This is a genomic window from Citrobacter sp. Cf088 (assembly GCF_030334295.1).
GTDB lineage: Bacteria > Pseudomonadota > Gammaproteobacteria > Enterobacterales > Enterobacteriaceae > Citrobacter > Citrobacter freundii.
This window is the reverse complement of record NZ_JAOWEE010000054.1, coordinates 86,867-112,385: the sequence shown is the minus strand read 5'-3', so window position 1 is coordinate 112,385 and position 25,519 is coordinate 86,867. Positions and strand designations below refer to the sequence as shown.

Sequence of the window (25,519 nt, the reverse complement as noted above, 5' to 3'; positions counted from 1 at the left end):
TGCCGGATGGCGGCGTAACCGCCTTATCCGGCCTGCAAATCAACAGTTAGCTAATGGCAATCGGGAAGATGGACCCGAGGATCATTGCCCCAAGAATCGCCCCGCCGGTAATCGGTTTTTGCCACAGATAAAACAGCAGCGCACCCGCCAGAGAACCGATTCCGATAGGAATAGAAGCCGTCATCGCGCTGAGGATAATCAACGGTCCGAGGAAGCGGCCGGAGGCGTTACCGGCCCCCATCATGACGTCCGCACCGTAGGTTGAGTCGCTCTGGTTGATGGTGAACTTACGCGCCAGAATGATGATGTAGCCAATCGCCAGACCAATCACCAGACCGGTGACCAGCGAGGCGGCAAAGTTGGCGACCGGGAAGATAATGCCCGCGCCCAGTAGCAGCGCCGGAACGCCTAACCCAACCCCGGTCTGAATCGCCCCGCCGATATCCAGAATCCCCACCAGCGAACCTTCAATGATGCGGGCAAACAGGAAACTTGCGCCAAATGCCGCCACCGCCCCGTAGGAGCCGGTATCCATTCCCGCCTTCAGCATCGCCACAAAAGCCACTTCGTTAAATGCGCCAATACCGTACAGGTAGTACATGTGCGTTCCGGCAAATACGCCGGATGAGAGCAGGCCCACGAAGATCGGGAACGACCAGTCAGCGAACCAAAAACCTTTATTCTGTTCCATGATGACCTCCGTTATTTGCCGCTGAGCGAGTTGTGGATAAGTTCGAGCCAGTTAGGCACGGTCAGATGGAAGGATTCGATCATCTTCATATCGAAACCGCGGAAGAAGCCGCTCAGGACAAACAGCGCGACGATAGCTACCATCATCACTTTCGTGACGTGGTTCCAGCCGCTTTCTTCAACACCTTTGCCGATCAGAATACCGAGCACCAGCCCCGGAACGGCGTTGCCCATGATCAGCTGCGCCGCGCCGCCAAAAACGGTGGCCCAGAAGCCGGATTTCTTACCGGCGTCGATCGCCGCCAGCCAGAAGATCACCGGCATCACGGTGTTAACCAGCAGGTTAGCCGCGGGCACCAGCACCTTGACGGCGGTAACCTGCAACGCTTCCGGTACGGATGACGCAGTGAGGTTCAGGAAGGTCACCACGATCATCCCGATAACGCCGCAGGCAATTGCCATGCGCTTAGGATCGTGCAGTGTTTCACCGACGTTGCGATTTTTAATCATCAGCGCGGCGGCGCCCCAGTTGGGGATGATGCGATGGTCGACGTCCTGAGTGAACGCCCCCGCCGCAACGGAGGAAGCCCAGGCGTTAAAGAAGAAGCCCAGACCGAACGAGAAGTGAGAAGCCGGATCCCCTTCGCAGGAATTCAGTTCTCCAAGAGTACGAAACGCGCCCATTCCTTGAGTGGTAGGCGCATGAAACATGCGTGCAGCCCCAGCGCCGACACCAACGCCAACCAACGCGCCGATGATGAGCGATTTTATTAATATTATCAGGAACATAATTATGCCTTTTAATAGAAAATCAGCGTTGCGTAACGAAATCCACCTTGTCGAGATTGATGGCAGTCACGTTGACGGTCACGTCCAGCTCCACGCTGAAAGTGCGTCTTTCCCGGCGCAAAAAGAGGAATAAAAACGCCTCTTTACGCACCGATTCACGCGCTTGAACAACCTGCACATCCTGTGGCTCAATACGCAGTAAGATATGCGGCGACGCTTTCATCACCGCAGCCTGAACGTGGTTCAGGGCATCGGCAAAGGCGCGAGCTTTGGTCTCGCCCTTACCCGTGACTCTCACCGTGGTGGTGAATTGCTCTTTCATGCTTAAGCGCCGTGTTTCTTTTGCCAGGCCTGCACCAGGCGCTCGCCGAGCTCTTCTTTGTCCATAAAGCCGAATCCCAGTACGTTGCACCCTTCGTTGATGGCGGTTACCCCTTCATCGACCGAACGCATGCCGTATTTCGCTTTGTAGCCGTATTTGGTCTGCGCAGTAATCGCACCCGCACCACCGCTGCCGCAAAACGAGATACCAAAGGTGGCGTTTTCCGCCTTCATCACGTCACCCAGCTTCATATCTGCTGCGACACCCGGCACCACAATGGCACGGCCACCCGCTTTCTCTACGCCTGCCGCCACTTTCTGGCCTTTACCCAGACGATCGCCAATCACTACGGTAATCTGTTCCATCTTTTTCTCCTTAAAGGTTGTCTTTCGCGACTTCAAAGTGCACCGACAGCAGCCAGGCCTCTTCCTCAGGAAGATTGCCAAACTCGGCAACCACGTCGCGGGCAAGCGCCATTGACTCGGCAGATATTTCATCAAACAAGCTGGCATCGACTTCTGGTAAGGGTTCACCCGTTACCGAGCGGTGCGCCATGGCGCGAACATGCGACGTCAGCATCTGTTCCTGTACGGCGTTGGGAATAATGTTGCGTTCACGCAGCAAGGCATACACCTGCGCCAGCATGCGGTCGGCCAGTTCCACCGATTCCCCCATGTCATTCATTACAGCTCCGTTATTCACTCGTCTTACCCCGTTAATGTCTCTGAGGGTAAATTAGCGACGGAGGTTATAAGTTTGTAGCGAGTTGTTTTCCACTTCGAAGTGGAAAGGTGTGCAGCGATAGTGATCTGTGCCGCAAAAAGGGCTGGAACCACGATTTATCACCGGAAGAATGTGATTGAGATCGCAAGAGTGGGCCGCAAAATGGAAGGAAGTGCGAACAATGAATGGACGATAAAAATGAAAAAATGTGATGGGGATAGCGTTTACTTATGGGGCGTGCAGTAGCGGGGGATTTTATCCGGCCTACGGGTATGCAGGCCGGATAGCGCAGATTAGCGGAACTTCTTGTGGTTTTCGTTGCGCGTGGTTTTCAGCTCTTCCGCAACGGCTTTCGCCTCTTTAACTTTACCTTCGTTCGCCAGCTTCAGCGCGCCGTCAATCTGGCCGATCAGCGTGTCAAAGCCGTGGCGGAAATCTTTCATCTCCGGGCTGTCCGGGGATTTGTTTTCCAGCTTCGGCGGCGTACCTTTTTGCGCGTCCAGCGCGGCTGCACGCATTTTGGTTAACGCGTCTTTCAGTTCAGTCGCATTATCCGTTTTTTCGACAATTTTCAGGTTGTCGTTGAGGATCCCCATGTCATCTTCGAGATCGGCTGCAAACGCAGAAGAACCAAGAACCAGCGTTGAAGCTGCGACGATCGCTAACAGGTGTTTACGCATTGCTCACTTCCTTTTTTATTATTAAAAATTAACGCCTTAACGAGTATTACTGCCCAGCGATTTTCATCTCCGGTAACAATACCGAACCACATTGGATATTACTGCGCGTTTCAATATCGTTCCCCACGGTCACAATATTGCGCCACATCTCTTTTAAGTTACCGGCGATGGTAATTTCACTCACCGGATACTGAATTTCACCATTTTCGACCCAGAAGCCCGCCGCGCCGCGCGAGTAATCGCCGGTAATGCCGCTTACGCCCTGTCCCATCAGCTCGGTAACCACAAGACCTGTGCCCATCTCTTTGAGCAACTGCTCGAAGCTTAGACCTTGTCCCGGAATTCGCCAGTTGTGGATCCCGCCCGCATGCCCAGTGCTCTTCAGGCCCAGCTTACGTGCGGAATAGTTAGTCAACAGCCATTGAGTCAGCACGCCTTCTTTAATGATGTCACGGCGTTCAGTCCGTACCCCTTCGCTGTCGAACGGTGAAGACGCCAGCCCTTTCAGCAGGTGCGGATGTTCTTCAATAGTCAGCCATTCCGGCAGAATTTGTTTGCCCAGCGAATCCAGCAGGAAGGTGGATTTGCGGTACACCGAACCGCCTGCGATCGCGCCGACCAGGTGTCCGAACAGTCCGGTCGCCACTTCGTTGGCGAAAATCACCGGCGCTTTCATGGTGGACAGCTTACGCGGAGACAGGCGTGATAAGGTACGGCGAGCACAGTCAGCCCCCACCCACTCCGGCATTTGCAGATCGCCCATCGCCCGGCCAATGGTGTAGGCGTAATCACGCTCCATATCACCATTTTCTTCCGCGATCACACAGCTGGAAAGGGAATGACGCGTGGAGCAGTAGCCCTGCAGCATGCCGTGGCTGTTACCAAACACTTTGATGCCATAGTGGCTGTTAAAGCTGCCGCCTTCGGTATTGGTGATACGCTTATCAGCCTGCAGCGCCGCCTGTTCAGCACGAGCGGCCAGTTCGATGGCTTCATCAGGGGAAACTTCCGCCGGGTGGAACAGGTCCAGATCGGGCGCATCAAAGGCCAGCAGTTCTTTATCTGCCACGCCTGCGCACGGATCCGGCGAAGTGTAACGTGCAATGTCCAGCGCAGCCTGCACGGTGCGTGCAATCGCCTGCGGGCTTAAATCGGTGGACGATGCGCTGCCCTTACGGTTCTGGTGATAAACCGTAATCCCCAGTGCACCATCGCTATTGAATTCGACGTTCTCCACTTCACCATAACGGGTGCTGACGCTAATACCCGTGGTCTTGCTCACAGCGACTTCCGCGCCATCCGACTTACCTGACGCTAATTCCAGTGCCGTCGAGACTGCTTCTTCCAGAATCTTACGCTGCGCTTCAACTTGTGAGATTACTTTCATCGCAAATGCCATAATGTAGAGAGAGTTTCTCTGAAGTCTAACAGAGAACCGTTTTTCAGTGCGCATCTTAACTGGTAACATTAGCCTCTTTTTTTAAGGAGCCTGAAATGACAAAGCAGCCCGAAGACTGGCTCGACGACGTTCCCGGTGATGACATCGAAGACGAAGACGATGAAATTATCTGGGTCAGTAAAAGTGAAATTAAACGCGATGCCGAGGAGTTAAAACGCCTGGGTGCGGAACTGGTTGATCTGGGGAAAAACGCGCTGGATAAGATCCCGCTTGATGCGGATTTACGTGCCGCCATTGAGCTGGCCCAGCGTATTAAGATGGAAGGACGCCGCCGCCAGCTGCAGTTGATTGGCAAAATGTTGCGCCAGCGCGATGTTGATCCTATTCGTCAGGCGCTGGACAAGCTGAAAAATCGTCACAACCAGCAGGTCGTTGTCTTCCATAAGCTGGAGCAACTGCGTGACCGTATGGTTGACGGTAGCGATGAAGCCATCGAAGAAGTGATGAATCTGTGGCCTGACGCCGACCGCCAGCAACTGCGTTCGCTGGTGCGTAACGCCAGGAAAGAAAAAGCGGGCAACAAGCCGCCAAAATCTTCCCGCCAGATCTTCCAGTATCTGCGTGAACTGGCGGAAAACGAGGCGTAATTCCGCAAAGGATGCCCCATCCCTTGGGGCACCACCTTTACAACGCCATCACATGATGGCGCAAATCCTCATTAAAGCGCTGGTAGCATTCTGCATCTATTGCGTGCGGATAGCTCAGCACAATCAGTTCATGGTCAGCAATCCCCTGATGATACGCCGGATGCGTATGCGGCCATTCATTCGCACAAAACCCCATCGACTCATAAAAGCGTAAACGTTTATTAGCGATATCCGTTGTTAACGGATCAATCTCCAGAATCGTCATCGGAGAACGGGTGAGAATAGTGTGTAACACCTTTTTTCCATAGCCTTGCGAACGTAGCGCGCCATCAATCGCCAGATGCTCGATATACATATATTCGCCGAAATCCCAGCAACCGCTGAGCCCCACAAATGTCGTACCGTCAAACCACGCTTCCAGCGCATAGTGCGGGTTACTTAACGCCAACTGTTTCGCTGGCATTTCCCGCTGCTCATGCCAGGGAAACGACTGAGCGTAAAGCGCATCCAACGGGAGAAAAAGTGCCGAGGTGGTAGACGCTATTTTTTCGCGAGTGAGCATAGTTAATACCGTTGTAGACAATCACGACCCTGCCAGAAAAACGTTATGCCTGTACCGCCTGGCGTTATTTTACTCTTCCGCTTCTGCCTGAGCTTTCTTCGCCAGGCCATCCAGCAGTTTTTGATGAATACCGCCAAACCCGCCGTTGCTCATCACCAGAATGTGATCGCCTGGCTGCGCGGTTTTCACCACCATATCTGCCAGGGCATCCACATCGCCACTCCAGTGTGCCGGCTGAACGCAGGCTTCAGCGACTTCGGCTACCTGCCACGGAATATGCGGAGGTTGCAGCAGGAACACTTCGTCCGCACGGCCTAGCGACGGCGCCAGATCGTCTTTGCACAGGCCCATTTTCATGGTGTTCGAGCGAGGTTCCAGCACTGCGATGATGCGCGCCGTACCGCCCACTTTACCGCGCAACGCCGCAAGCGTTGCCAGAATGGCCGTCGGGTGATGGGCAAAATCGTCATACACCGTCACGCCATTGGCTTCACCGCGCAGCTCAAGACGACGACGGGCGTTAATGAATGAACCGAGCGCATTAGCTGCATCTGCAGGCACGACGCCCACATGGCGCGCAGCCGCAATCGCCATCAGACCGTTATGCATATTGTGCTCGCCCACCAGGCCCCACTTCACTTCGCCGACTTTTTCACCGTCCAGCCATACTTCCCACTCAGAAGCATCGGTGGTCAGTTTTTTCGCCTGCCAGTGACCTTGTTCGCCCACCAGCTCTTGTTCGCTCCAGCAGCCCATCGCCATCGTTTGTTTCAGATTGATGTCGTTTTCCGGGTAGATGATGCGTCCCTGGCCCGGCACGATACGCACCAGATGGTGGAACTGTTTCTGGATCGCTTTCAAATCGTCAAAGATGTCCGCGTGATCAAACTCAAGGTTGTTGAGGATCAGCGTACGCGGGCAGTAATGCACGAATTTAGAACGCTTGTCGAAGAACGCGCAGTCGTACTCATCCGCTTCAATCACGAAGAAGTCGCTTTCGCCCAGACGCGCAGAAACCTCGAAGTTACCCGGTACGCCGCCGATCACAAAGCCAGGCTTATAGCCGCAGGCTTCGAGGATCCAGGTCGCCATTCCGGCGGTGGTGGTTTTGCCGTGCGTACCCGCAACCGCCAGTACCCAGCGGTCGCGCAATACAAAGTCATGTAGCCACTGCGGGCCAGACATGTACGGAATGTTCTTCTCGAGAACCGCTTCCACGCACGGATTACCACGGGTCATGGCATTGCCGATGATCACTAAGTCCGGCTGCGGGTCGAGCTGGCTGGCATCGTAACCCTGAATCAGATCAATGCCTTGCCTCTCAAGTAAGGTACTCATCGGCGGATACACATTGGCGTCCGAACCGGTTACTTCATGACCGAGCGAGCGCGCCAGCATCGCCAGACCGCCCATGAAAGTGCCACAAATTCCCAAAATATGAATGCGCATACGTCACTATCCTTTTTTAATCTGGGGGCCATTTTACGCACATGTCCGGCAAGTGAGAAACGCATTTCAGGATATTCCGCAGTTTGCTGGCGCGATTCACCTAAGCGCAACAATGGAAATATTTGTTAATATTGTTGCGGTCGCTTTACTCCACATAAATTGCAGGGAAAGTGTTATGAAAACGTTAGGTGAATTTATTGTCGAAAAGCAGCACGAGTTTTCTCATGCTACCGGTGAACTCACTGCTTTGTTGTCGGCAATAAAGCTGGGCGCCAAGATCATCCACCGCGATATCAACAAGGCCGGTCTGGTCGATATCCTGGGTGCCAGCGGTGCTGAGAACGTGCAGGGAGAGGTTCAGCAAAAACTCGATCTGTTCGCGAACGAAAAACTGAAAGCTGCACTGAAGGCGCGCGACATTGTGGCGGGCATTGCCTCGGAAGAAGAAGATGAGATCGTCGTCTTTGAAGGCTGTGAACACGCTAAATACGTTGTGCTAATGGATCCGCTGGATGGCTCATCCAACATCGATGTTAACGTCTCTGTCGGTACGATTTTCTCTATTTACCGCCGCGTAACCCCAGTCGGCACACCGGTCACGGAAGAGGATTTCCTGCAACCGGGCAACAAGCAGGTTGCTGCAGGTTACGTGGTTTATGGTTCTTCCACCATGCTGGTGTACACCACCGGCTGTGGCGTGCACGCCTTCACCTACGATCCTTCTCTGGGCGTATTCTGCCTCAGCCAGGAACGTATGCGCTTCCCGGCGAAAGGCAGCACGTACTCCATTAACGAAGGTAACTACATCAAATTCCCGAACGGCGTGAAGAAGTACATTAAATTCTGCCAGGAAGAAGATAAGTCAACCCAGCGCCCGTACACCTCGCGCTACATTGGCTCTCTGGTTGCCGACTTCCATCGCAATCTGCTGAAAGGCGGGATCTACCTGTACCCAAGCACTGCCAGCCACCCGGAAGGGAAACTGCGTCTGCTGTATGAATGCAACCCAATGGCCCTGCTGGCCGAGCAAGCGGGCGGCAAGGCGAGCGACGGTAAAAATCGTATTCTGGATATCATCCCGGAAAGCCTGCACCAGCGCCGCTCCTTCTTCGTGGGTAACGACCATATGGTTGAAGATGTAGAACGCTTTATCCGCGAGTTCCCGGACGCGTAAGCGCAACATCCGGCCTACAGCACGTTGCAGGCCGGATAAGCGAAGTGCCATCCGGCACAATACGGTGATATTGCCGGATGGCGGCGTAAACGCCTTTATCCGGCCTACGCATGGTTAGGCTGTCTGTAGCTTAAATACGGCCATTGCTTCGATTAGCGCTGAAGACTGTTCTTCCAGCGAGCGGGTAGCCGCTGACGACTGCTGTACCAGCGCCGCATTTTGCTGCGCCGTTTCATCCATCTGAATCACCGCAATATTCACCTGTTCTATGCCGCGACTCTGTTCCTGGGACGCACTGGCAATTTCACGCATCAGTTTGGTCATGCGCATGACTTCATTGGCAATCTCATCCATGGTTTCGCCCGCCTGCTGCGCCAGTTCGCTGCCTTCCCCTACGTGGGTGTGCGAATCGCTGATTAACGTGCGGATCTCTTTGGCCGCCTCGGCGCTGCGGCTGGCCAGATTACGTACTTCACCTGCAACAACCGCAAAGCCCCGCCCCTGCTCACCGGCGCGCGCCGCTTCAACGGAAGCGTTGAGCGCCAGGATATTGGTCTGGAAAGCAATACCGTCGATTACGCTGAGGATGTCGGCGATTCGGCTGGAGCTGCCGGAAATATCGCGCATTTTCTCGATCACATAGCACACCATTTCACTACCGCGATCGGCGGTATCCGACACCGATTTCGCCAGTTGGTGAGCCTGTTCCGCGTTCTGCGCATTCTGTTTCACCGTCGCCGTGAGTTCTTCCATGCTGGCGGCGGTCTGCTCCAGTGAAGTGGCTGTCGATTCAGTGCGTTGCGCCAGATGCTGGTTCCCGGCCGTCAGTTCACGACTGCCAATATCAATTTGCGAACTGGCATCGCGTACGCGTTGTACCGAGTCGCCCAGCGCATGGCGCATGTCATCCATTGCCGCGTTCAGTCGGTTGAATTCAGCGCTGGCCGACAGCGTGGTAACCGGTGATAAATCCCCCGTCGCCAGACGTTCCAGTTGCTCAACCATATTATCCAGCGGTTTGAGAAACTTATTTCGCAGCATAAACCAAATAACCGCCAGCAATGCGATAGCAGCCAACATCGCAGCGCTCATAATACCGTGATAAATCAATGATGTAATGACACGCGTCGAGGCATATAGCCCCATACCACCGGTCAGTAACAGAAGGAAAGTCAGCAAAGACAATAACACCAACAAACTTGATCGAATTGAAAGGGATTTTGGCATCGTTATATTTCCGGTTGTAGGGTTAAAACAGACCTGTACAGAACCTATCGACTACAACCGGAAAAAGTTTAGGTATTTAAATGTTTTGTGCAAAATCAGGATGTTACTTTGGTGTTGCCGCCGTACCCACTCGGGTAACCGGCGAGCTTTGACGATTTTCCCAAAGCACCGTCAGGCCACGTTGTAACGCTATAAAAATAAACAATAAAATGCCAATCGCGATCTTCGTCCACCAGGAACTTAATGTGCCATCAAAATTAATGTAGGTCTGGATCAGCCCTTGGATCGCCACGCCAAATAGCGTACCCAACACCGTTCCCACGCCGCCGCTTAGCAGCGTTCCGCCAATCACCACTGAGGCAATCGCATCCAGCTCAACGCCAACGCCCGCCAGCGCATAACCCGCCTGGGTGTAAATGGAAAACACAATGCCGGCAAGCGTCGCCAGCCCGGTAGACAGCATATAAATGCGGATCGTTGTGCTGCGAGTAGAAATGCCCATCAGGTTAGCAGAGGTGGCGTTGCCGCCAATGGCGTAAACCTGATTACCAAAGCGCGTACGATGCGCAAGGAAGATGCCAATCACCACCACGCCCAGCATTAACAACCCCATCGCGCTCAGGCGACCGCCGCCAGGAATTTTCCATGCCAGACTTGAGAGCGTGTCATAAATCGGATGGTTAATCGGGATGGATTCTTCTGAAACCAGATAGCTGACGCCGCGCAGGAAGAACATTCCCGCCAGCGTAATAATGAATGCTGGGATCTTCAGCGCATCAATCAGTAACCCCATAAACGCGCCAAACGCGCAGCCCATCAGCAAAATCAGGGGGAACGCCAGCAGCGGGGAAATACCCCAATAGCCAATGGCCTTCGCCAAAAATACGCCGGTAAACGCGATCACCGAGCCAACGGAAAGGTCGATCCCGCCAGAGAGGATCACGAAGGTCATGCCCACGGCGATAATCCCTAAAAAAGCGTTATCGGTCAGGATATTGCAAATCACCCGGGTGGAAGCAAAAGCTGGAAACTGCGTCAGGCAGTAAAGGTAGCCCAGCACAAACACGCCGAGGGTGATCATCAGCGGTAAATTACGTTTTATCATGACCACGCACTCCTTTTATCAGGCTGATAAAGCGTTGTGATTGCACGACCAGCACACACAACACCACCACGGCTTTGACCACCTGATTCAGTTCCGGCTGGAAGCCCGACAGCAAAATCCCGGTGTTCATGCCCTGAATAATCAACGCGCCTACCACCGACAGCAGCAGGTTAAAGCGCCCGCCCATTAGCGAGCCACCACCGATGACTACCGCCAGGATGGCATCCAGTTCCAGCCATAATCCGGCGTTATTGGCGTCTGCCCCGCGGATATCCGCCGTGACGATAATGCCAGCGATAGCCGCGCACAGGCCGCTCAGCACATAGGTGAGCATCACGATAATGCGGGTGTTCACCCCAGCGTTTTTTGCCGCACGAATGTTGATACCCACCGCTTCGATAAACATACCCAGCGCCGTTTTCCGCGTCAGCAGCCAGAACACCACCAGCGTGAGCAGTGCAATAATTACCGGCGTAGGGAACAGTAAGAGCGAGCCGCTACCAAACCACGACAGCTCGGGCGAGTTGAAAGTGACGATTTGCCCGGAAGTGATAAGCTGCGCCACTCCACGCCCGGCCACCATCAGGATTAGCGTGGCGACAAACGGTTGGATCTTGAGTATGGCCACCAGAATCCCATTCCACAGCCCGGCCAGAATGCCGGAGCCTAAGGCGGCAAGCAGCACCACCGGTAGACTGTGCCCGGCCACCGTCATCGCCGCAGTAGTGGCGCCAGCAATAGCCATGACGGCCCCCACGGAAAGGTCGATGCCGCCGGTGGCAATCACCAGCGTCATACCAATCGCCAACAGCGCCACGGGAGCGGCGCGGTTGAGAATATCAATCGGGCTACCAAACAGCCGACCATCCTGCAAAATCACCTGGTAGAAGTGCGGGGCGACCAGGCTATCCACCAGCAGCACCAGCAGTAACGCCACCAGTTGTGGCATCCCCTTTGGCCAACGGAACCGCCGTTTAGGCGGATTGGATTGAGGGAGAGATTGAGGCATCACCATAGTCTCCTTAGGCCGCAATGGCGTTCATGATCGCCGGTACGGACAGTTCAGCCAGTGGGATCTCGGCCACTTGTTTGCGATCGCGCATAATAATGACCCGATCGGCATAGCCCACTAACTCTTCCAGTTCGGATGAAATGACCAGCAGCGCCAGACCATCCGCGCACAGCGTTTCGATCAGTCGGATAATCTCCGCATGCGCGCCGACGTCGATCCCACGTGTGGGTTCATCGAGGATCAGGAACTGCGGTTTGGTCAGTAACCAGCGCGAGAGCAATACTTTTTGCTGATTGCCGCCGGAGAGAAACTCGATCGGCTGTTCAGCGTTAGGGGTGCGAATTCCGAGCTGGCGGATAAAACGCTCGGCAATCTCGTTTTGTTCTTTCCGTGGGATAGGCCGCAGCCAGCCGCGCTGCGCCTGCAATGCCAGAATGATGTTTTCCCGCACCGAAGCGGCGGCAATAATACCATCCGTTTTGCGATCCTCCGGACAGAAACCGATCCCCAAACACGAAGCCTGATGCGGCGATCGCAAGGTCTGCGGTTTGCCTTTGATCAGCGCACTTCCGCTGTCGGCGGGTTTAATACCGAAGATCACCTCTGCCGTTTCCGTTCGCCCGGATCCCAGCAGTCCTGCGAGACCGACGATCTCACCGGGACGCACCTGTAGATCAAACGGCGCGATGGTGCCTTTTTTGCCAAAGTCGCTAAAGGCCGCCACCGGCTTATCGCTAAGCAATGTGCGGCCCGCACGCTGTAGCGCATGGGTATCCAGTTCGCGACCCAGCATCATTTTGACCAGTTCAATTTGCGGTAATTCCCGGGTTTCACGGCAGCCAACGAAGCCGCCGTTACGCAGAACGGTGATGCGATCGCTGACCTGATAAACCTGATCGAGGAAATGAGTGACGAAGATCAGGCTGACGCCCCGATCGCGCAGATGACGCATCAGGCCGAACAGCATTTCAACTTCCTGGGTATCGAGGCTGGCGGTCGGCTCATCGAGGATCAGCACTTTCGCGGAGAGATCGATCGCCCGACAGATGGCGACGATTTGTTGCATCGCCACGGAAAAGCGGTTCAGCGGCTCACGCACGTCAAGGGAAAAACCGTATGACGCCATCAGCTCCGTCGCGCGTTTTTCCATCTGCTTGCGCTGAAGCAGGCCAAAACGCCGCGGCTCACGGCCAATAAATAAGTTATCGGCGACCGACATATTGGGCAGCAGGTTCACTTCCTGGTACACGGTGCCAATCCCCAGTTGCTGGGCATGGGCGGTGTTTTTGGGGGAGATCGGTTGGCCTTCGAGCCAGATAGTGCCGCGATCTGCATGGTAAACGCCGGTCAGCGCTTTGATGAGCGTCGATTTGCCGGCTCCGTTTTCCCCCAGCAGCGCCATAATTTCACCGCGACGCAAGCTGAAATCCACGTTATCCAACGCTTTGACGCCGGGAAAGAACTTGCTTAATCCTTCGGTGCGGAGGATTTCCTGATGTTGGTCGGTGGTCATGATTCCCCCTGCATCACGCCGGATGGCGCTACGCTTATCCGGCCTACAAAAGAGCGTAATGTAGGCCGGGCAAGCGCAGCGCCCCGGCATTTTCATGAAGGCTTAGTAGCCCATGTTTTTCTTCTTCTCTAACTCTTCTTTCGCCGTATCCGGCAGATAGAGGATCGACTTGGTAATGGTCAGCTTCTCAGGCATCGTGCCGTCTTTTTTGAATTTCTCCAGCGCGTCGAATGCCGGACCGGCCATATTCGGCGTCAGTTCGACGCTGGCGTTGGCTTCACCGTCAATCATCGCTTTGTAGATATCCGGTACGCCGTCGATAGAACCGGTGAGAATATCTTTGCCGGGTTTCAGACCCGCTTCTTTGATCGCCTGGATAGCACCGATCACCATGTCATCGTTGTGGGCGTAAACCATGCAGATGTTCTTGCCGTTGTTTTCTGCTTTGATAAAGCTCTCCATCACTTCTTTCCCTTTACTGCGGGTGAAGTCACCGGACTGAGAACGGATAATTTTGATGTTTGGCGCACTGGCGATGGCTTCAGCAAAGCCTTTTTTACGATCGATCGCCACGCTGGCCCCGACGGTCCCTTGCAGCTCAACGACGTTACACGGCTTGCCGTCCACTTGTTTAATCAGCCAGTCGCCAATCAATTTGCCTTCCAGCACGTTGTCGGCGGTGACGGTGGTCATATAGAGAGATTTGTCTTTTACATCGATGGAACGATCAAGCAAAAAGACCGGAATGTCGGCATCTTTCGCTTCTTTTAAAACCGGCTCCCAACCTGTTGCCACGACCGGTGCAATAAAGATGGCGTCGACGCCCTGCGCAACAAATGAGCGAACTGCTTTAATCTGGTTTTCCTGCTTTTGTTGGCCATCAGCGATTTTCAGCGTAATTCCCCGCTTTTCGGCCTCGCTTTTCGCGACGTTGGTTTCTGCTGCGCGCCAGCCGGATTCAGAGCCAACCTGCGAAAATCCTACGGTTAAAGGGGCTGCCATTGCCATAGACGACATGGCTGCCGAAACTGCTGTGACTAAAAGTAAGCGCTTCCACATAAGTGCGTCCTCGTAGGGTGATTATTGTTGGTTAATTAACCGTTGCGAAAAAACTATAGACAATTGAGCATGTAACGGATTGCGTTACATCACACTTCAAAAAAGTAAATAAAACGTTAATCACAACTTTGTAATCGCTTTCATCTCGCTATGAAAAATGCGGCTGAAGATATGGATTTTTCTGTCACGAGAGAGAGGCGAAAAGAAGAAAATGCACGCAGAGAAAGCGAAAACAAGCGGAGACATTCCGCGCGAGTTGGCTATAATACCCGCCACTTGTTTGCCATAGCTTATTTAAAGGAAACAGACATGAGCTTACTCAACGTCCCTGCCGGTAAAGACCTGCCGGAAGATATCTACGTTGTTATCGAGATCCCTGCTAACGCAGATCCGATCAAATACGAAGTTGACAAAGAGAGCGGCGCCCTGTTCGTTGACCGCTTCATGTCCACCGCGATGTTCTATCCGTGCAACTACGGTTACATCAACCACACCCTGTCTCTGGACGGTGACCCGGTAGACGTTCTGGTCCCGACTCCGTACCCGCTGGAGCCAGGTTCAGTGATTCGTTGCCGTCCGGTTGGCGTACTGAAAATGACCGACGAATCCGGTGAAGATGCGAAACTGGTTGCGGTACCGCACACCAAGCTGAGCAAAGAATACGATCACATCAAAGATGTGACCGACCTGCCGGAACTGCTGAAAGCGCAGATCACCCATTTCTTCGAACACTACAAAGATCTCGAAGCTGGCAAATGGGTAAAAGTTGACGGTTGGGACAACGCTGAAGCCGCTAAAGCTGAAATCGTTGCTTCCTTCGAGCGCGCGAAGAAGTAAGTTTTACTTTTGATGCTTAGCCCCGCATGTCGGGGCTTTTTTGTGCCCTGATACAAGTGCAACAGGCACATAAAACAACGCCACCCGAAGGTGGCGTGTTCACATCAGTACTGGTCTCTGTCTAACCAGTTACCGCTTTCAATCAGCGTTAAGCCATCAACCGGACGTTGGTACACGTACATCCATGCACTTCCGTACGGCGTTTGAATTAACTGGCGTGCGTATTCACCGCCGCGGGTACGCAGAGCGTCAAGCTCTGCCAGCGTGGCGTTATCAATACGATAAACTTCCCCGTGTACTGTTCCATTTCCCGGAACCGCGCCTGGATAGTGGCCCAGGCTGTACAACTGGTAGTTATCGATACTGAAATTTCCCAGCAACAGGGCATTGGTCATCCAGTGGCTGTTGCCTTGTTTGGTTCGTAAACTGCCGTAGACAAATATTCGCATTGCTAAAACTCGAACTGATAGAGCAAATCAAGTGCCTGATCTACGCCAGACACTGCTTCCAGATATAGCTTAGGCATCAGACGATAACGTAGCGTGAGTGTCGCTAAGGAGTCAAATATACCCACACCATATTTCACCTGCAGACCTGGCAGTACGTATCCGCTGACAACCACCTGAGATGAGTCGCCCACCCCTTGCGTGTCCAGTGCCAGATTGCTTACGCCAAATGTCTCCCCGATTTTACCCACAACCTGACCACTTTGTGCAACCCCCAGACCAATAAGCATTGAGGTCATCGCTGCGCTATCGCTCTGCTCGCTATCCAGCCCTTGTCCGCGTAGCAGGTAGGAAAGCGCCATTTGCTGCGACATTGCCGGGTCAGAGAAGATCTCCGCCTTCGGTTCATCGGCGGTACCAGTGACGCGAACGCCAGCGATCACGTCGTCTTCGGTGGCATCAGGGTTACGAATCGCTTCGATGTTGAGCAACGGCTGATCCGGCGGACCGGAGAACAACAACTCGCCCTTACGCACAATCAGATCCTGACCATAGGCATGGAAGCGACCGCTCGGAATATTAATTTGTCCGTTCAGCCCCAGCCCCTGCTTATCCTGCACCACTTTCAGATCGCCCGTCAGACGCGCTTTCAGACCAAAGGCGTCAAGACGCACGTTGTTACCGACGTGGATGTTCAGGTTGCTGTTGATCGGAATGCCGGCGGTCTGCGGTTTCTCGGGCTGCAGATTGTTGTTAAGCATGACCATATCGCTGGAAACCCCAACCGCGCTTTCCGGCAGGTCATGTACCACGATACGCGCCCACGGCACATCCACGTTGCCATCGAGGGTGAACAGGCTTGGCGTGGCTTCAAAGACCACGTCCGGCGAGACATCCAGGCGGACCATTGGCGGTACGGTAATACGTACCCTACTGCCTTTAGCCGCGACGCGCGCCCGCCAGTTGTCTATCTGACTCCAGTCGGCATCGCCGCTCAGGTTAATTTCTCCCTGCTGCGTACGCACCACGCCCGCCAGCGTTGAGCGTGTTCCGGTGAAGTTAACGGCTAACTGGCTTGGCTGCATGTCAAACGGCATAAAGTTACCGTCTATATCCAGACTGCTCAGTTGCAGCTGTCCGAGCAACTGCGGGCTTTGCACATCGCCGCCCAGCCGCAGGTTGGCGTTGATCATCCCTGCCGCTTTTTCACCGCGCGAGAAGATGGGGTTCACCATCGCCAGATTGAAGTTGCGAATATTGACGTTACCGCCCAGATTACGGCGCCCTTGCGGGTCTGTTACCTGCACCTGTCCGTCAAACTGTCCGTTGTTGGTCAGACGAATCAGCCAGCCCAGCTCGGCACGGTTATTGTGCAGGTCGGCGGTCAGATTCAACGTTTCAAACGCCACGGGGAGCGGCGCATCATTCACGCTTTGCGTGACCTTCACGTTACGTCCGCTCAGGGTGACCTGCCCCTGTGGCAGCCCCTCTTTGGTGGTGTCCCAACTCACATCGGCTTTACCGGTGAACACGCCGCTGGCCTGGGTTGTCTCCGGCATAAACGGTTTTAGCATCGCCAGGTCGAAGCGGTTTAGATTCACCACCGCGCGCCCTTCCGCACCCGCATCAATCGTCTGTGGTACGCACAGCTCCGCATTCGGGTTGTTCCAGCAGTGCGGTCCGATACTAATTTTTTGTTCCTGATTACGGTAATCCAGCGCGATAGCCCGGTTGAGCGACCACGGACCAACCGGCGTCTGGAAGCGGGTATTGCTTAACTCTCCTTTCCAGCGCTGTTCTTTGCGATCAAAGCTCCCGGCAAGATCCAGTTGCCCGGAAACCGGTTCACCCTGAATGCGCAACTGCAGCTCGTGCTGCTTTTCACTGCCTTTGGCGTTGAGCGTCACCAGGCCAATATTCACGTCAGGTTGTACAATCCGCTCTACGCGAACATTAAGATTACCGGCGATTTGCTCGGCCGATTTCACGTCCCCTTCAACGCGTACCTGAGCAACGGAAAGTTCCTGCCAGCGCAGACCACGGGCGGTAATATCCGCCAGCAGCTGTGGTGCTTCAACCGTACCGCGAACTTTTACCAGCCCTTTCGCCGTACCGCCCAGCCCCGGCAGCGCGTTATCCAGGCTTGGGGCATCAATCGTCGCGTCGAGGTTGAGGTCTTTAACCCCCAGTTCACCTTTTACGTCCGCACTGTTGCGCCCCAGTTCCAGATGCAGGCCCGGGATCGTCCACTGCAGGTAGCTGTTCCCCTTCAGCGAACCGTTCACATTGACCTTGTTCTGCTTCACGTTGCCGGTCAGCTTCAGCTCGGGAACCTCCATCTGCCAGCTTCCGCCGTACAGACTGCCGCGAGTTTTCACCAGGCCATTCAGTTTTGACGGCCAATCCGGGATCGCTTTTGCGGTGTTGATACCATCCAGCGTTAGCTCCCCGCGCCAGCTGATCGCCTGCTGCCAGTCCACCAGCGCTTTCAGCTCGGTTTTCCCTTCCAGCGCCGCAACGCTGAGTTTGTCGATATTGATCTGCTGTTCGTTGCCTTTGGCGTCCAGCGTGATGGTAGCCGGTGGAATATCCTGACCTTTCACGGCGGTACGCATCGACAGCGTATAGTCGGTCATCTTACCGGTCAGTTTGAGTTTGATGTCATCGGCCTGGAACTGTTTCTCACCGGTAAACGGCCAGTAAACCTGCTTACTCACCACCTCAATGTTGAGCGGTAATCCGGCTTCAGCCAGACGCGTCTGTGCACGCAGGTCCATATCCACCGGACCAGACAGATTGACGCCGACTTCCAGCTGCTCGCGCAGCGCGCCGCCGACCTTCAGCTTCACCTTTTCGCCTTTTAACGGGTCGATGTTTAGCGTGCTGTTTAACGTAATATCAACCGGCCACGTGTCTGTCAGTTGCGCTGTGCCGCTGGCTTTTACCGTTCCCTGATTCGAGTCAATGTCCAGCGCGTCGAGCTTCATGTTGCCGTCAATGCTGCTCACTTTTAGCAGCATGCTATGGACCGTTAAATCCGTATCTCCGGTCACGCGCAGCTGCTCGCCGCGAAACTCTTCAATATTGAGATTGAGCGGCAGATGGACATCGGTCATTTCCGGCAGCACCGGCTTTGAGAACAGATCTTTTAGCGTTTCGCCGAGCGGCTTTTCATCCGGCTGCGGGTTTTGAATCTTCGGTTCGACAACCTCTTCCTGCGCCACTTCCGCCACTTTGGGCAGAGCAATCAGTAGCCCCTGTAATGACGTTGGCTTCAACGTCAGCGTTTTTTCCTGCCAGTTCAGGCCGGAGGTAAAATCCAGCACCGAAACCATGGTGTCATCGATTTTGATATTGATGTTGTTCAGCGCCACGCGCGAAAGCGTGATGGGGTAAGGCGTGGAAAGATTAAGCGGACCGCTCTCTTCTTCCTCAACCGGCGCGGATGGCGGCATCTTTTTGCTGTCGATCGCCACATTGATATTTTTCAGCGACAGATCGTTGACGCACAGACTGCTGTTCCACAGGCAGTTAAGCCCCACGGCCAGGTGTACTTCGCCAGCATTCACCGCCACGCCAGGCTGGTCATAACGAATATTTTTCAGTGATAAATCCCGCCAGCCACCGGTGACCTGACCAATCTCCAGCCCCGGAACCCAACGATTAGCGGCTTTGAAGATCAGATGCAGGCCCGAGGTGGTACCGACGAGGAACGCCACCGTGCCTAACAACAGCAGGATAAAAATCAGCACACCGAGGCTTATCTTCTTCCATAAACTCATAATTCAGGCCCCAGACCGATGTAAAACTGTAAACCATGTTCATCTTTGTCACCGACCGGGACGGCAAAGTCGAGCTTGATAGGCCCCACTGGTGATTGCCAGCGTACGCCGACCCCGGCACCGGTTTTGAAATCGCTTCGGCGAATATCGCTGACCGCTTCACCGCTATCGACAAACATCGCGCCCCACCATTTACCGGTCACGTTGTACTGGTATTCCAGCGAGCCAGTTGCCAGCTTGGAGGCCCCTTTCAGCTTGCCGTCGCTACCTTCCGGCGAAATAGATTTGTATTTATAGCCGCGAATACTGCGATCGCCCCCGGCGAAGAAACGCAGGTCCGGCGGTACTTTGTCGAAGTCTCCGGTCTCAATCCAGCCGAGGTTGCCGCGCATCACAAAACGATGGCGATCGTACAGCGTACGGATCCAGACGTTTTGCGCCTGGAAAACGGAGAAATCAACATCTGACCCCCAGGCGGTGTTGGAGTAATCAATAGAATAACGCTGAGAGTCGCCCCAGACAGGCATCAAGCCGCCGCGTGAACGCGTCCGGCTGATCATCACGCCCGGATAGAGCAGCATAGTGGTGTTGGTGACGTTACCCTGGGTAAAGTGGTCGAGGCTCCAGCGCAGGTTAATCGCGCGCTGCCAGCCGCTGGAGAGGTCCCAGTAGCGGGAAACCGCAAGCGTCGTGGAGTCCTGCTCGGTGTCGTTTAAATCGGTTCGCTTAAAGCCGCCCTGTACCAGGTAATACTGTTCCAGCGGGTTCTTTAACAGCGGCATTTTATAGCTGAAATCAAGCACCTGCTCTGGCGCCGAGATACTGGCGCTGGTCGTAAGGCTGTGGCCGTAGGAGTTCATCCACGGCTTTTTCCACGAGGTCTTCACCCGTGGCCCGACGTCAGTTGAATAGCCGACCCCGGTTTCGATGGTGTTTTCGGTGCGCGGTGAGACCACGCCTTTCAGCGGCAGCACTTTGGTTTTGCGGGCTTTATCAAACTCCGGCGCGACGACCACGGAGTTAAACCATCCGGTCGCCGACAGACGACGGTTCAGTTCGCCCAGATCTTTCGACTCGTACTCTTCACCTTCTTTAAAGGGCACCAGATTTTGCAGATACTCATCGCGAATTTGCGAGCCTTCAAAGGTGACATGCCCAAAGCGATAGCGTTCGCCGCTGTTGTAATCGATATCCCAGAACGCCTGGCGGCGCTCAAGCGCTATTCCAAGCTGGCTTTTATTAAATTCACTGTCGAAATAACCTTTGCGCAGCGCCACGCTGGTGAGTGACTTTTTGAAGTTGTCATAGTCCCCCTGATTCAGCACGGTGCCGATTGCCGGGCGCGTTTTCAACAGATCCAGATAATCTTTATCCGTACGCGCGCCACCACGCAAAATCACCTCGGTGCCTCCAATCAGCACCGGCTCGCCGGGGGTCACTTTGGCGATCAGCACCTGGCGGCCTTTCGCCGGCGGTGGACGTAGTTCAAAATCAATGGTCGGCTCAAAGTAGCCCAGCGCTTTTAGCCCTTCGCGGATGGCATCATCAACGCGCGCACGAAAGCGTCGGTCTGGAGTGACTTCATCACTTTGAATCGTGGACAGCTGCGCACGGACGTTTTTCTCCAGCGGTCCTGATAATCCTTCGACCTGTAAGCGAACATTCGCGGCGGCGGCGGAGCCACTTAAGCACAGTAATCCCACCCAACATAACTGACGGATATGTGGCACATTTTCTCCTGAATATCCTTTTTTCCCACCCCTGGAAAAAAATACTATGCCGTTCCTCGGCTTAACAAAAAATCAACAATAAGAGTTGAAAAACAGACGACAACCCAAATATTTCTTATGTTTAACTCTAGACGTATTCACGCCGTTTATTGTGGGCAAAGACGCGTCTCGTTACAACCTTAACCCAAATGACTGATTTCGGGAGAACGGCCATGAGTTTATTTGATAGAAAGCATCTTGTTACTCAAGCAGATGCGCTACCTGGACGCAACACCCCGATGCCAGTGGCAACGCTGCATGCGGTTAACCAACATTCGATGACCAACGTGCCCGACGGTATGGAGACCGCTTATTTCGCCATGGGATGTTTCTGGGGCGTTGAGCGTTTATTCTGGTCATTACCCGGTGTATACAGCACGGCAGCCGGATACACCGGCGGCTACACCCCAAACCCAACCTATCGGGAAGTGTGTTCTGGCGACACTGGACATGCCGAAGCGGTACGCATCGTCTATGACCCGCATGTTATCAGCTACGAACAACTGCTGCAGGTGTTCTGGGAAAATCACGATCCGGCGCAGGGCATGCGTCAGGGGAACGACCAGGGTACGCAGTATCGCTCCGCCATTTACCCGTTAACGCCGGAACAAACCGCTGCCGCACAGGCCAGCCTTGAGCGTTTTCAGGCAGCTATGACCGCCGCAGGCGACGAGCGCACCATTACCACGGAAATCACTACGGCAACGCCTTTCTACTATGCCGAGGACGATCACCAGCAATATCTGCATAAAAATCCTTATGGATATTGTGGCATTGGCGGGATTGGCGTTTGCCTGCCGCCACAAGGATAATCGCCGCCCTCTGGCGGCTTTACAGTACCTTACGCTATACTAGCTTCTGAAATTACCGGTCCACTCCCTTCGGACCGGTTTTCATTGAATATTCCATTGGATTTATACTCTATGGATTTCGAGTTGCAGGCAGGCGGCAAACTCGTGAATCCCCAGGAGCATAGATAACTATGTGACTGGGGTGAATGAGTGCAGCTAACGCACCTGCAGCTTGAAAGACGACGAGTATCAACTTCTCCCTTCCGAGGATCTGACCTGAACGGTCGGATAAGATATGTTAAACAGTATTTTAGTCATTCTCTGCCTGATCGCCGTGAGTGCGTTTTTCTCGATATCTGAGATCTCGCTTGCTGCATCACGCAAAATAAAACTTAAACTGCTTGCCGATGAAGGCAACGTAAACGCACAACGTGTTTTGAAGATGCAGGAAAACCCCGGCATGTTTTTTACCGTCGTGCAAATTGGCCTTAACGCGGTCGCCATTCTCGGCGGTATCGTCGGTGATGCGGCATTCTCCCCGGCTTTTCACAGCCTGTTCTCAAAATACTTCGCTCCAGAGCTGTCCGAACAGTTAAGCTTTATTCTGTCATTCTCGCTGGTTACTGGCCTGTTCATCCTGTTCGCGGATTTAACCCCGAAACGCATCGGTATGATTGCGCCAGAAGCTGTGGCTTTGCGTATCATCAACCCGATGCGCTTCTGCCTGCTGGTCTTCCGCCCGCTGGTGTGGTTCTTTAACGGTCTGGCAAACAACATTTTCCGTCTGTTTAAGATCCCAATGGTGCGAAAAGATGACATCACCTCAGACGACATTTACGCCGTGGTCGAAGCCGGTGCGCTGGCAGGTGTTCTGCGCAAACAGGAGCATGAGCTGATTGAAAATGTGTTCGAACTGGAATCGCGTACCGTCCCGTCTTCAATGACCTCGCGCGAGAATATTATCTGGTTCGATCTCCATGAAGATGAGCAAAGCCTGAAGAACAAGGTGGCGGAACATCCGCACTCCAAATTCCTGGTGTGTAACGAAGATATCGACCACATCATTGGTTATGTCGATTCAAAGGATCTCCTCAACCGCGTACTGGCGAACCAAAGCATGGCGCTGAACAGCGGCGTACAGATCCGCAATACGCTGATCGTCCCGGACACGCTGACGCTCTCTGAAGCACTGGAAAGCTTCAAAACCGCAGGCGAAGACTTTGCCGTCATCATGAACGAGTACGCGCTGGTGGTAGGGATTATCACGCTCAACGACGTGATGACCACGCTGATGGGTGATTTAGTTGGCCAGGGTCTGGAAGAGCAGATTGTGGCGCGTGATGAGAACTCATGGTTGGTTGATGGCGGTACGCCGATTGATGACGTTATGCGCGTGCTGGATATCGACGAGTTCCCGCAGTCCGGCAACTATGAAACCATCGGCGGCTTTATGATGTTCATGCTGCGTAAAATCCCGAAACGCACCGACTCGGTGAAGTATTCTGGCTACAAATTTGAAGTGGTGGATATCGATAACTACAAGATCGATCAGCTGCTGGTGACGCGTCTGGACAGCAAACCTACAGTTCTGGTACCAAAACTGCCAGATGCAAAAGAAGAGGCAAAGGCGTCGTAACGCCTTACAGAAACATCAACGGCTCCTGTCCAGGAGCCGTTTTTTTAACTACTGCATAGCACTTGATCAAGCCATCTCAGTTTGCAGACGCAAGACCTGACGGTTAACTTCGGACATCACGGAAAAATGCAGCTTGTCCTTCACTTTTGGGATAAGAATCTTACCCTTATCAAATTCAAAAGCGCCTACATCCTTGATATATAACCGTCCACGAAACAGGATCTTCACGTACTTCGCCACCTGCAGCGGGTTGTATCGTTGGAAAATTTTCATTGTTGTCTCCTGCTGAGCATTACGCCTTTGCGGTACCACAATCGGTCCGACAATCCTCAGGCGCAAATTTTAATGCCCTATGACTATAGACTATCTCGTTGATGTTTCCAGCGTGTATAAGTTTATTTACCTTCAGGTTACAATTATTCAGAATTATCTTTTCAACGCTTCGCTGTCTTCAGTATAAGCCTTCATTTTTCGCAGGATTTGTGCGCCCGTCCGCAAACTGGCATCGCGCTTGCGGGAAAAAGCATCAATCGCACATATGATTAAATTCCAGACCCAAGTGGTCGGATCACCTGCAAAATAAAAGAAAGAAGGAAAACCTATGACCTTACGAAAACTGCTGGCGCTGTCGTTTCTGCTGCTGCCGATGATTGCCTCCGCACATAAGTTTGAGACTGACCAACGCGTACCACCGGTGGGGATCGCCGATCGCGGCGAACTGATTCTCGATAACGATAAGTTTAGCTACAAAAGCTGGAATAGCGCGCAGTTGCCTGGGAAAGTGCGAATTGTGCAACACATTGCTGGACGCACCTCCGCCAAAGAGAAAAATGCGACACTGATCGAGGCAATCAAAGCCGCCAACCTGCCGCACGACAAATACCAGACCACCACTATCGTCAACACGGATGACGCCATTCCCGGCTCAGGTATGTTTGTGCGCAGCAGTCTGGAGAGCAATAAGAAGCTCTACCCGTGGTCGCAATTCATTGTCGACAGCAATGGCATTGCGCGTAAAGCCTGGCAACTGGATGAAGAGAGCTCCGCTATCGTCGTACTCGATAAGGACGGACGCGTGCAGTGGGCAAAAGATGGCGCATTAACGCAGGAAGAGGTGCAGCAGGTAATTGCCCTGCTGCACAAATTGCTCAGTAAATAGAAACGCGGAAGCCGGGGTTGAGGAACGATTCACGTGGGGTGTAATCCAGAGGTTTCCCCTGCCAGTCGTGAACGTGCGCCCCGGCTGCGGCGGCAACAGCGTGGCCCGCGGCGGTGTCCCATACGTTAGTGGGCCCAAAACGCGGGTACAGCTGTGCGTGCCCTTCCGCCACCAGACAGAACTTCAACGATGAGCCAATCGACGTGGTCTGGTGCTCGCCCAACTGTTGCAGATACTCTTTTAACTCATTATCGGCATGCGAGCGGCTAATGACCACCAGCGGCGGACGCGCGTCACGAACCTGAATTTGTTTACGTACGCCGCACTCTTCTTTCCACGCTTTACCTTCTGCTGCGCTGTACATCACTTTCATTACCGGCGCGTAAACCACGCCCAGAACCGGCTTTCCCTTTTCGATCAGCGCAATATTGACCGTAAATTCACCGTTACGCTTAATGAACTCTTTGGTCCCGTCCAGCGGGTCCACCAGCCAGTAGCGCTGCCAGTGCTGGCGGACATCCCAGCCAGGAGGCGCTTCTTCAGACAGGACGGGAATATCCGGCGTCAGCGCCAGTAATCCCTCGAGGATAACCTTGTGCGCGGCGATATCCGCCGCCGTGACCGGAGAATCATCCTGCTTGCTGGTAATCTCCATCGGTTTGATTCCATCGTAGACCTGCATAATGGCATCGCCCGCGTTCCGTGCAAGCTGGCATACATGTTCTAGCATTCTCCACCTCGTTTCTGT

25 protein-coding genes are annotated in these 25,519 nt (G+C 53.9%); 6 read left to right on the top strand and 19 right to left on the bottom strand.

Annotated features, from left to right (window positions below; translation table 11 throughout):
- Window positions 1-46: 46 nt before the first annotated feature.
- The 7 genes from OGV71_RS19080 to pmbA form a co-directional block, all read right to left on the bottom strand.
- On the bottom strand, window positions 47-691 hold the full coding sequence (locus OGV71_RS19080) for a DUF4310 family protein (protein WP_003830379.1): 645 nt from the start codon (window positions 689-691) through the stop codon (window positions 47-49).
- Between the two features lie 11 nt (window positions 692-702).
- Complete coding sequence (locus tag OGV71_RS19075; RefSeq protein WP_003025764.1) at window positions 703-1,479, bottom strand: DUF4311 domain-containing protein; 777 nt, start codon at window positions 1,477-1,479, stop codon at window positions 703-705.
- A gap of 22 nt (window positions 1,480-1,501) precedes the next feature.
- A complete protein-coding gene (locus tag OGV71_RS19070) occupies window positions 1,502-1,801 on the bottom strand; it encodes a DUF4312 family protein (protein ID WP_003025762.1) in 300 nt (99 codons plus the stop codon).
- Window positions 1,802-1,803: 2 nt separating this feature from the next.
- Window positions 1,804-2,166, bottom strand: coding sequence for an SFCGS family glycine-rich protein (locus OGV71_RS19065; RefSeq protein WP_177712716.1), 363 nt, complete (start codon window positions 2,164-2,166; stop codon window positions 1,804-1,806).
- Window positions 2,167-2,176: 10 nt separating this feature from the next.
- A complete protein-coding gene (locus tag OGV71_RS19060) occupies window positions 2,177-2,485 on the bottom strand; it encodes a glycine dehydrogenase (protein WP_003025758.1) in 309 nt (102 codons plus the stop codon).
- A gap of 332 nt (window positions 2,486-2,817) precedes the next feature.
- On the bottom strand, window positions 2,818-3,204 hold the full coding sequence (gene cybC, locus OGV71_RS19055) for a cytochrome b562 (protein WP_003025756.1): 387 nt from the start codon (window positions 3,202-3,204) through the stop codon (window positions 2,818-2,820).
- A gap of 46 nt (window positions 3,205-3,250) precedes the next feature.
- Window positions 3,251-4,603, bottom strand: coding sequence for a metalloprotease PmbA (gene pmbA / locus OGV71_RS19050; protein ID WP_204584198.1), 1,353 nt, complete (start codon window positions 4,601-4,603; stop codon window positions 3,251-3,253).
- A 95-nt stretch (window positions 4,604-4,698) separates the two neighbouring features.
- Here pmbA and yjgA point away from each other — a divergent pair, with 95 nt between their 5' ends.
- The gene (gene yjgA / locus OGV71_RS19045; protein ID WP_003025750.1) at window positions 4,699-5,250 is read left to right on the top strand and encodes a ribosome biogenesis factor YjgA; all 552 of its coding nucleotides are present in this window, start codon (window positions 4,699-4,701) and stop codon (window positions 5,248-5,250) included.
- Window positions 5,251-5,287: 37 nt separating this feature from the next.
- Here the strand turns inward: yjgA and OGV71_RS19040 are convergent, their stop codons facing one another.
- Both OGV71_RS19040 and mpl read right to left on the bottom strand, forming a co-directional pair.
- Window positions 5,288-5,812, bottom strand: a complete 525-nt coding sequence (locus tag OGV71_RS19040) for a GNAT family N-acetyltransferase (protein WP_032932826.1) — start codon at window positions 5,810-5,812, stop codon at window positions 5,288-5,290.
- Window positions 5,813-5,881: 69 nt separating this feature from the next.
- Window positions 5,882-7,261, bottom strand: a complete 1,380-nt coding sequence (gene mpl / locus OGV71_RS19035) for a UDP-N-acetylmuramate:L-alanyl-gamma-D-glutamyl-meso-diaminopimelate ligase (protein WP_003025745.1) — start codon at window positions 7,259-7,261, stop codon at window positions 5,882-5,884.
- Between the two features lie 175 nt (window positions 7,262-7,436).
- Between mpl and fbp the strand changes: the two genes are divergently transcribed.
- A complete protein-coding gene (gene fbp, locus OGV71_RS19030; RefSeq protein ID WP_003025742.1) occupies window positions 7,437-8,435 on the top strand; it encodes a class 1 fructose-bisphosphatase in 999 nt (332 codons plus the stop codon).
- 114 nt (window positions 8,436-8,549) lie between these two features.
- Here fbp and OGV71_RS19025 read toward each other — a convergent pair whose 3' ends face one another.
- The 5 genes from OGV71_RS19025 to ytfQ all read right to left on the bottom strand — a co-directional run bounded on the left by OGV71_RS19025 (window position 8,550) and on the right by ytfQ (window position 14,351).
- A complete protein-coding gene (locus OGV71_RS19025) occupies window positions 8,550-9,662 on the bottom strand; it encodes a methyl-accepting chemotaxis protein (RefSeq protein WP_003839560.1) in 1,113 nt (370 codons plus the stop codon).
- 103 nt (window positions 9,663-9,765) lie between these two features.
- Complete coding sequence (yjfF, locus tag OGV71_RS19020; RefSeq protein WP_003025736.1) at window positions 9,766-10,767, bottom strand: galactofuranose ABC transporter, permease protein YjfF; 1,002 nt, start codon at window positions 10,765-10,767, stop codon at window positions 9,766-9,768.
- Window positions 10,754-11,776, bottom strand: coding sequence for a galactofuranose ABC transporter, ATP-binding protein YtfT (ytfT, locus tag OGV71_RS19015; RefSeq protein WP_008323019.1), 1,023 nt, complete (start codon window positions 11,774-11,776; stop codon window positions 10,754-10,756). The genes yjfF and ytfT overlap by 14 nt, the downstream gene beginning before the upstream one ends.
- A 13-nt stretch (window positions 11,777-11,789) precedes the next feature.
- A complete protein-coding gene (gene ytfR, locus OGV71_RS19010) occupies window positions 11,790-13,292 on the bottom strand; it encodes a galactofuranose ABC transporter, ATP-binding protein YtfR (protein WP_016149467.1) in 1,503 nt (500 codons plus the stop codon).
- A gap of 102 nt (window positions 13,293-13,394) precedes the next feature.
- Window positions 13,395-14,351 carry a galactofuranose ABC transporter substrate-binding protein YtfQ gene (gene ytfQ / locus OGV71_RS19005; RefSeq protein WP_003025728.1) on the bottom strand — a complete coding sequence of 319 codons (957 nt, stop codon included), beginning with the start codon at window positions 14,349-14,351 and terminating at the stop codon, window positions 13,395-13,397.
- A 309-nt stretch (window positions 14,352-14,660) separates the two neighbouring features.
- Between ytfQ and ppa the strand changes: the two genes are divergently transcribed.
- Window positions 14,661-15,188 carry an inorganic diphosphatase gene (gene ppa / locus OGV71_RS19000; protein WP_003025726.1) on the top strand — a complete coding sequence of 176 codons (528 nt, stop codon included), beginning with the start codon at window positions 14,661-14,663 and terminating at the stop codon, window positions 15,186-15,188.
- A gap of 104 nt (window positions 15,189-15,292) precedes the next feature.
- On the opposite strand, the gene OGV71_RS18995 is transcribed toward ppa, so the two are convergent.
- From OGV71_RS18995 to tamA, 3 genes are read right to left on the bottom strand one after another with little or no spacing between them, the layout of a single operon-like run.
- Window positions 15,293-15,637: a gamma-glutamylcyclotransferase family protein gene (locus tag OGV71_RS18995; protein ID WP_003025723.1), complete on the bottom strand. Its 345-nt coding sequence runs from the start codon at window positions 15,635-15,637 to the stop codon at window positions 15,293-15,295.
- Between the two features lie 2 nt (window positions 15,638-15,639).
- Entirely contained in the window at window positions 15,640-19,416 is a 3,777-nt protein-coding gene (tamB, locus tag OGV71_RS18990) for an autotransporter assembly complex protein TamB (RefSeq protein ID WP_204584200.1), read from the bottom strand.
- A complete protein-coding gene (gene tamA / locus OGV71_RS18985) occupies window positions 19,413-21,146 on the bottom strand; it encodes an autotransporter assembly complex protein TamA (RefSeq protein WP_003025718.1) in 1,734 nt (577 codons plus the stop codon). The genes tamB and tamA overlap by 4 nt, the downstream gene beginning before the upstream one ends.
- A gap of 212 nt (window positions 21,147-21,358) precedes the next feature.
- On the opposite strand from tamA, the gene msrA reads away from it, so the two are divergent.
- Entirely contained in the window at window positions 21,359-21,997 is a 639-nt protein-coding gene (msrA, locus tag OGV71_RS18980) for a peptide-methionine (S)-S-oxide reductase MsrA (RefSeq protein ID WP_003025715.1), read from the top strand.
- A 274-nt stretch (window positions 21,998-22,271) separates the two neighbouring features.
- Window positions 22,272-23,612, top strand: a complete 1,341-nt coding sequence (gene paeA, locus OGV71_RS18975; protein WP_048219853.1) for a polyamine export protein PaeA — start codon at window positions 22,272-22,274, stop codon at window positions 23,610-23,612.
- Between the two features lie 66 nt (window positions 23,613-23,678).
- On the opposite strand, the gene OGV71_RS18970 is transcribed toward paeA, so the two are convergent.
- Window positions 23,679-23,885, bottom strand: coding sequence for a DUF1107 domain-containing protein (locus tag OGV71_RS18970; RefSeq protein ID WP_003025710.1), 207 nt, complete (start codon window positions 23,883-23,885; stop codon window positions 23,679-23,681).
- Between the two features lie 328 nt (window positions 23,886-24,213).
- Here OGV71_RS18970 and OGV71_RS18965 point away from each other — a divergent pair, with 328 nt between their 5' ends.
- A complete protein-coding gene (locus OGV71_RS18965; protein WP_003025707.1) occupies window positions 24,214-24,771 on the top strand; it encodes a YtfJ family protein in 558 nt (185 codons plus the stop codon).
- On the opposite strand, the gene cysQ is transcribed toward OGV71_RS18965, so the two are convergent.
- The gene (gene cysQ, locus OGV71_RS18960) at window positions 24,761-25,501 is read right to left on the bottom strand and encodes a 3'(2'),5'-bisphosphate nucleotidase CysQ (protein ID WP_003025705.1); all 741 of its coding nucleotides are present in this window, start codon (window positions 25,499-25,501) and stop codon (window positions 24,761-24,763) included. The two genes, OGV71_RS18965 and cysQ, sit on opposite strands and share 11 nt — an antisense overlap.
- Window positions 25,502-25,519 lie beyond the last annotated feature (18 nt).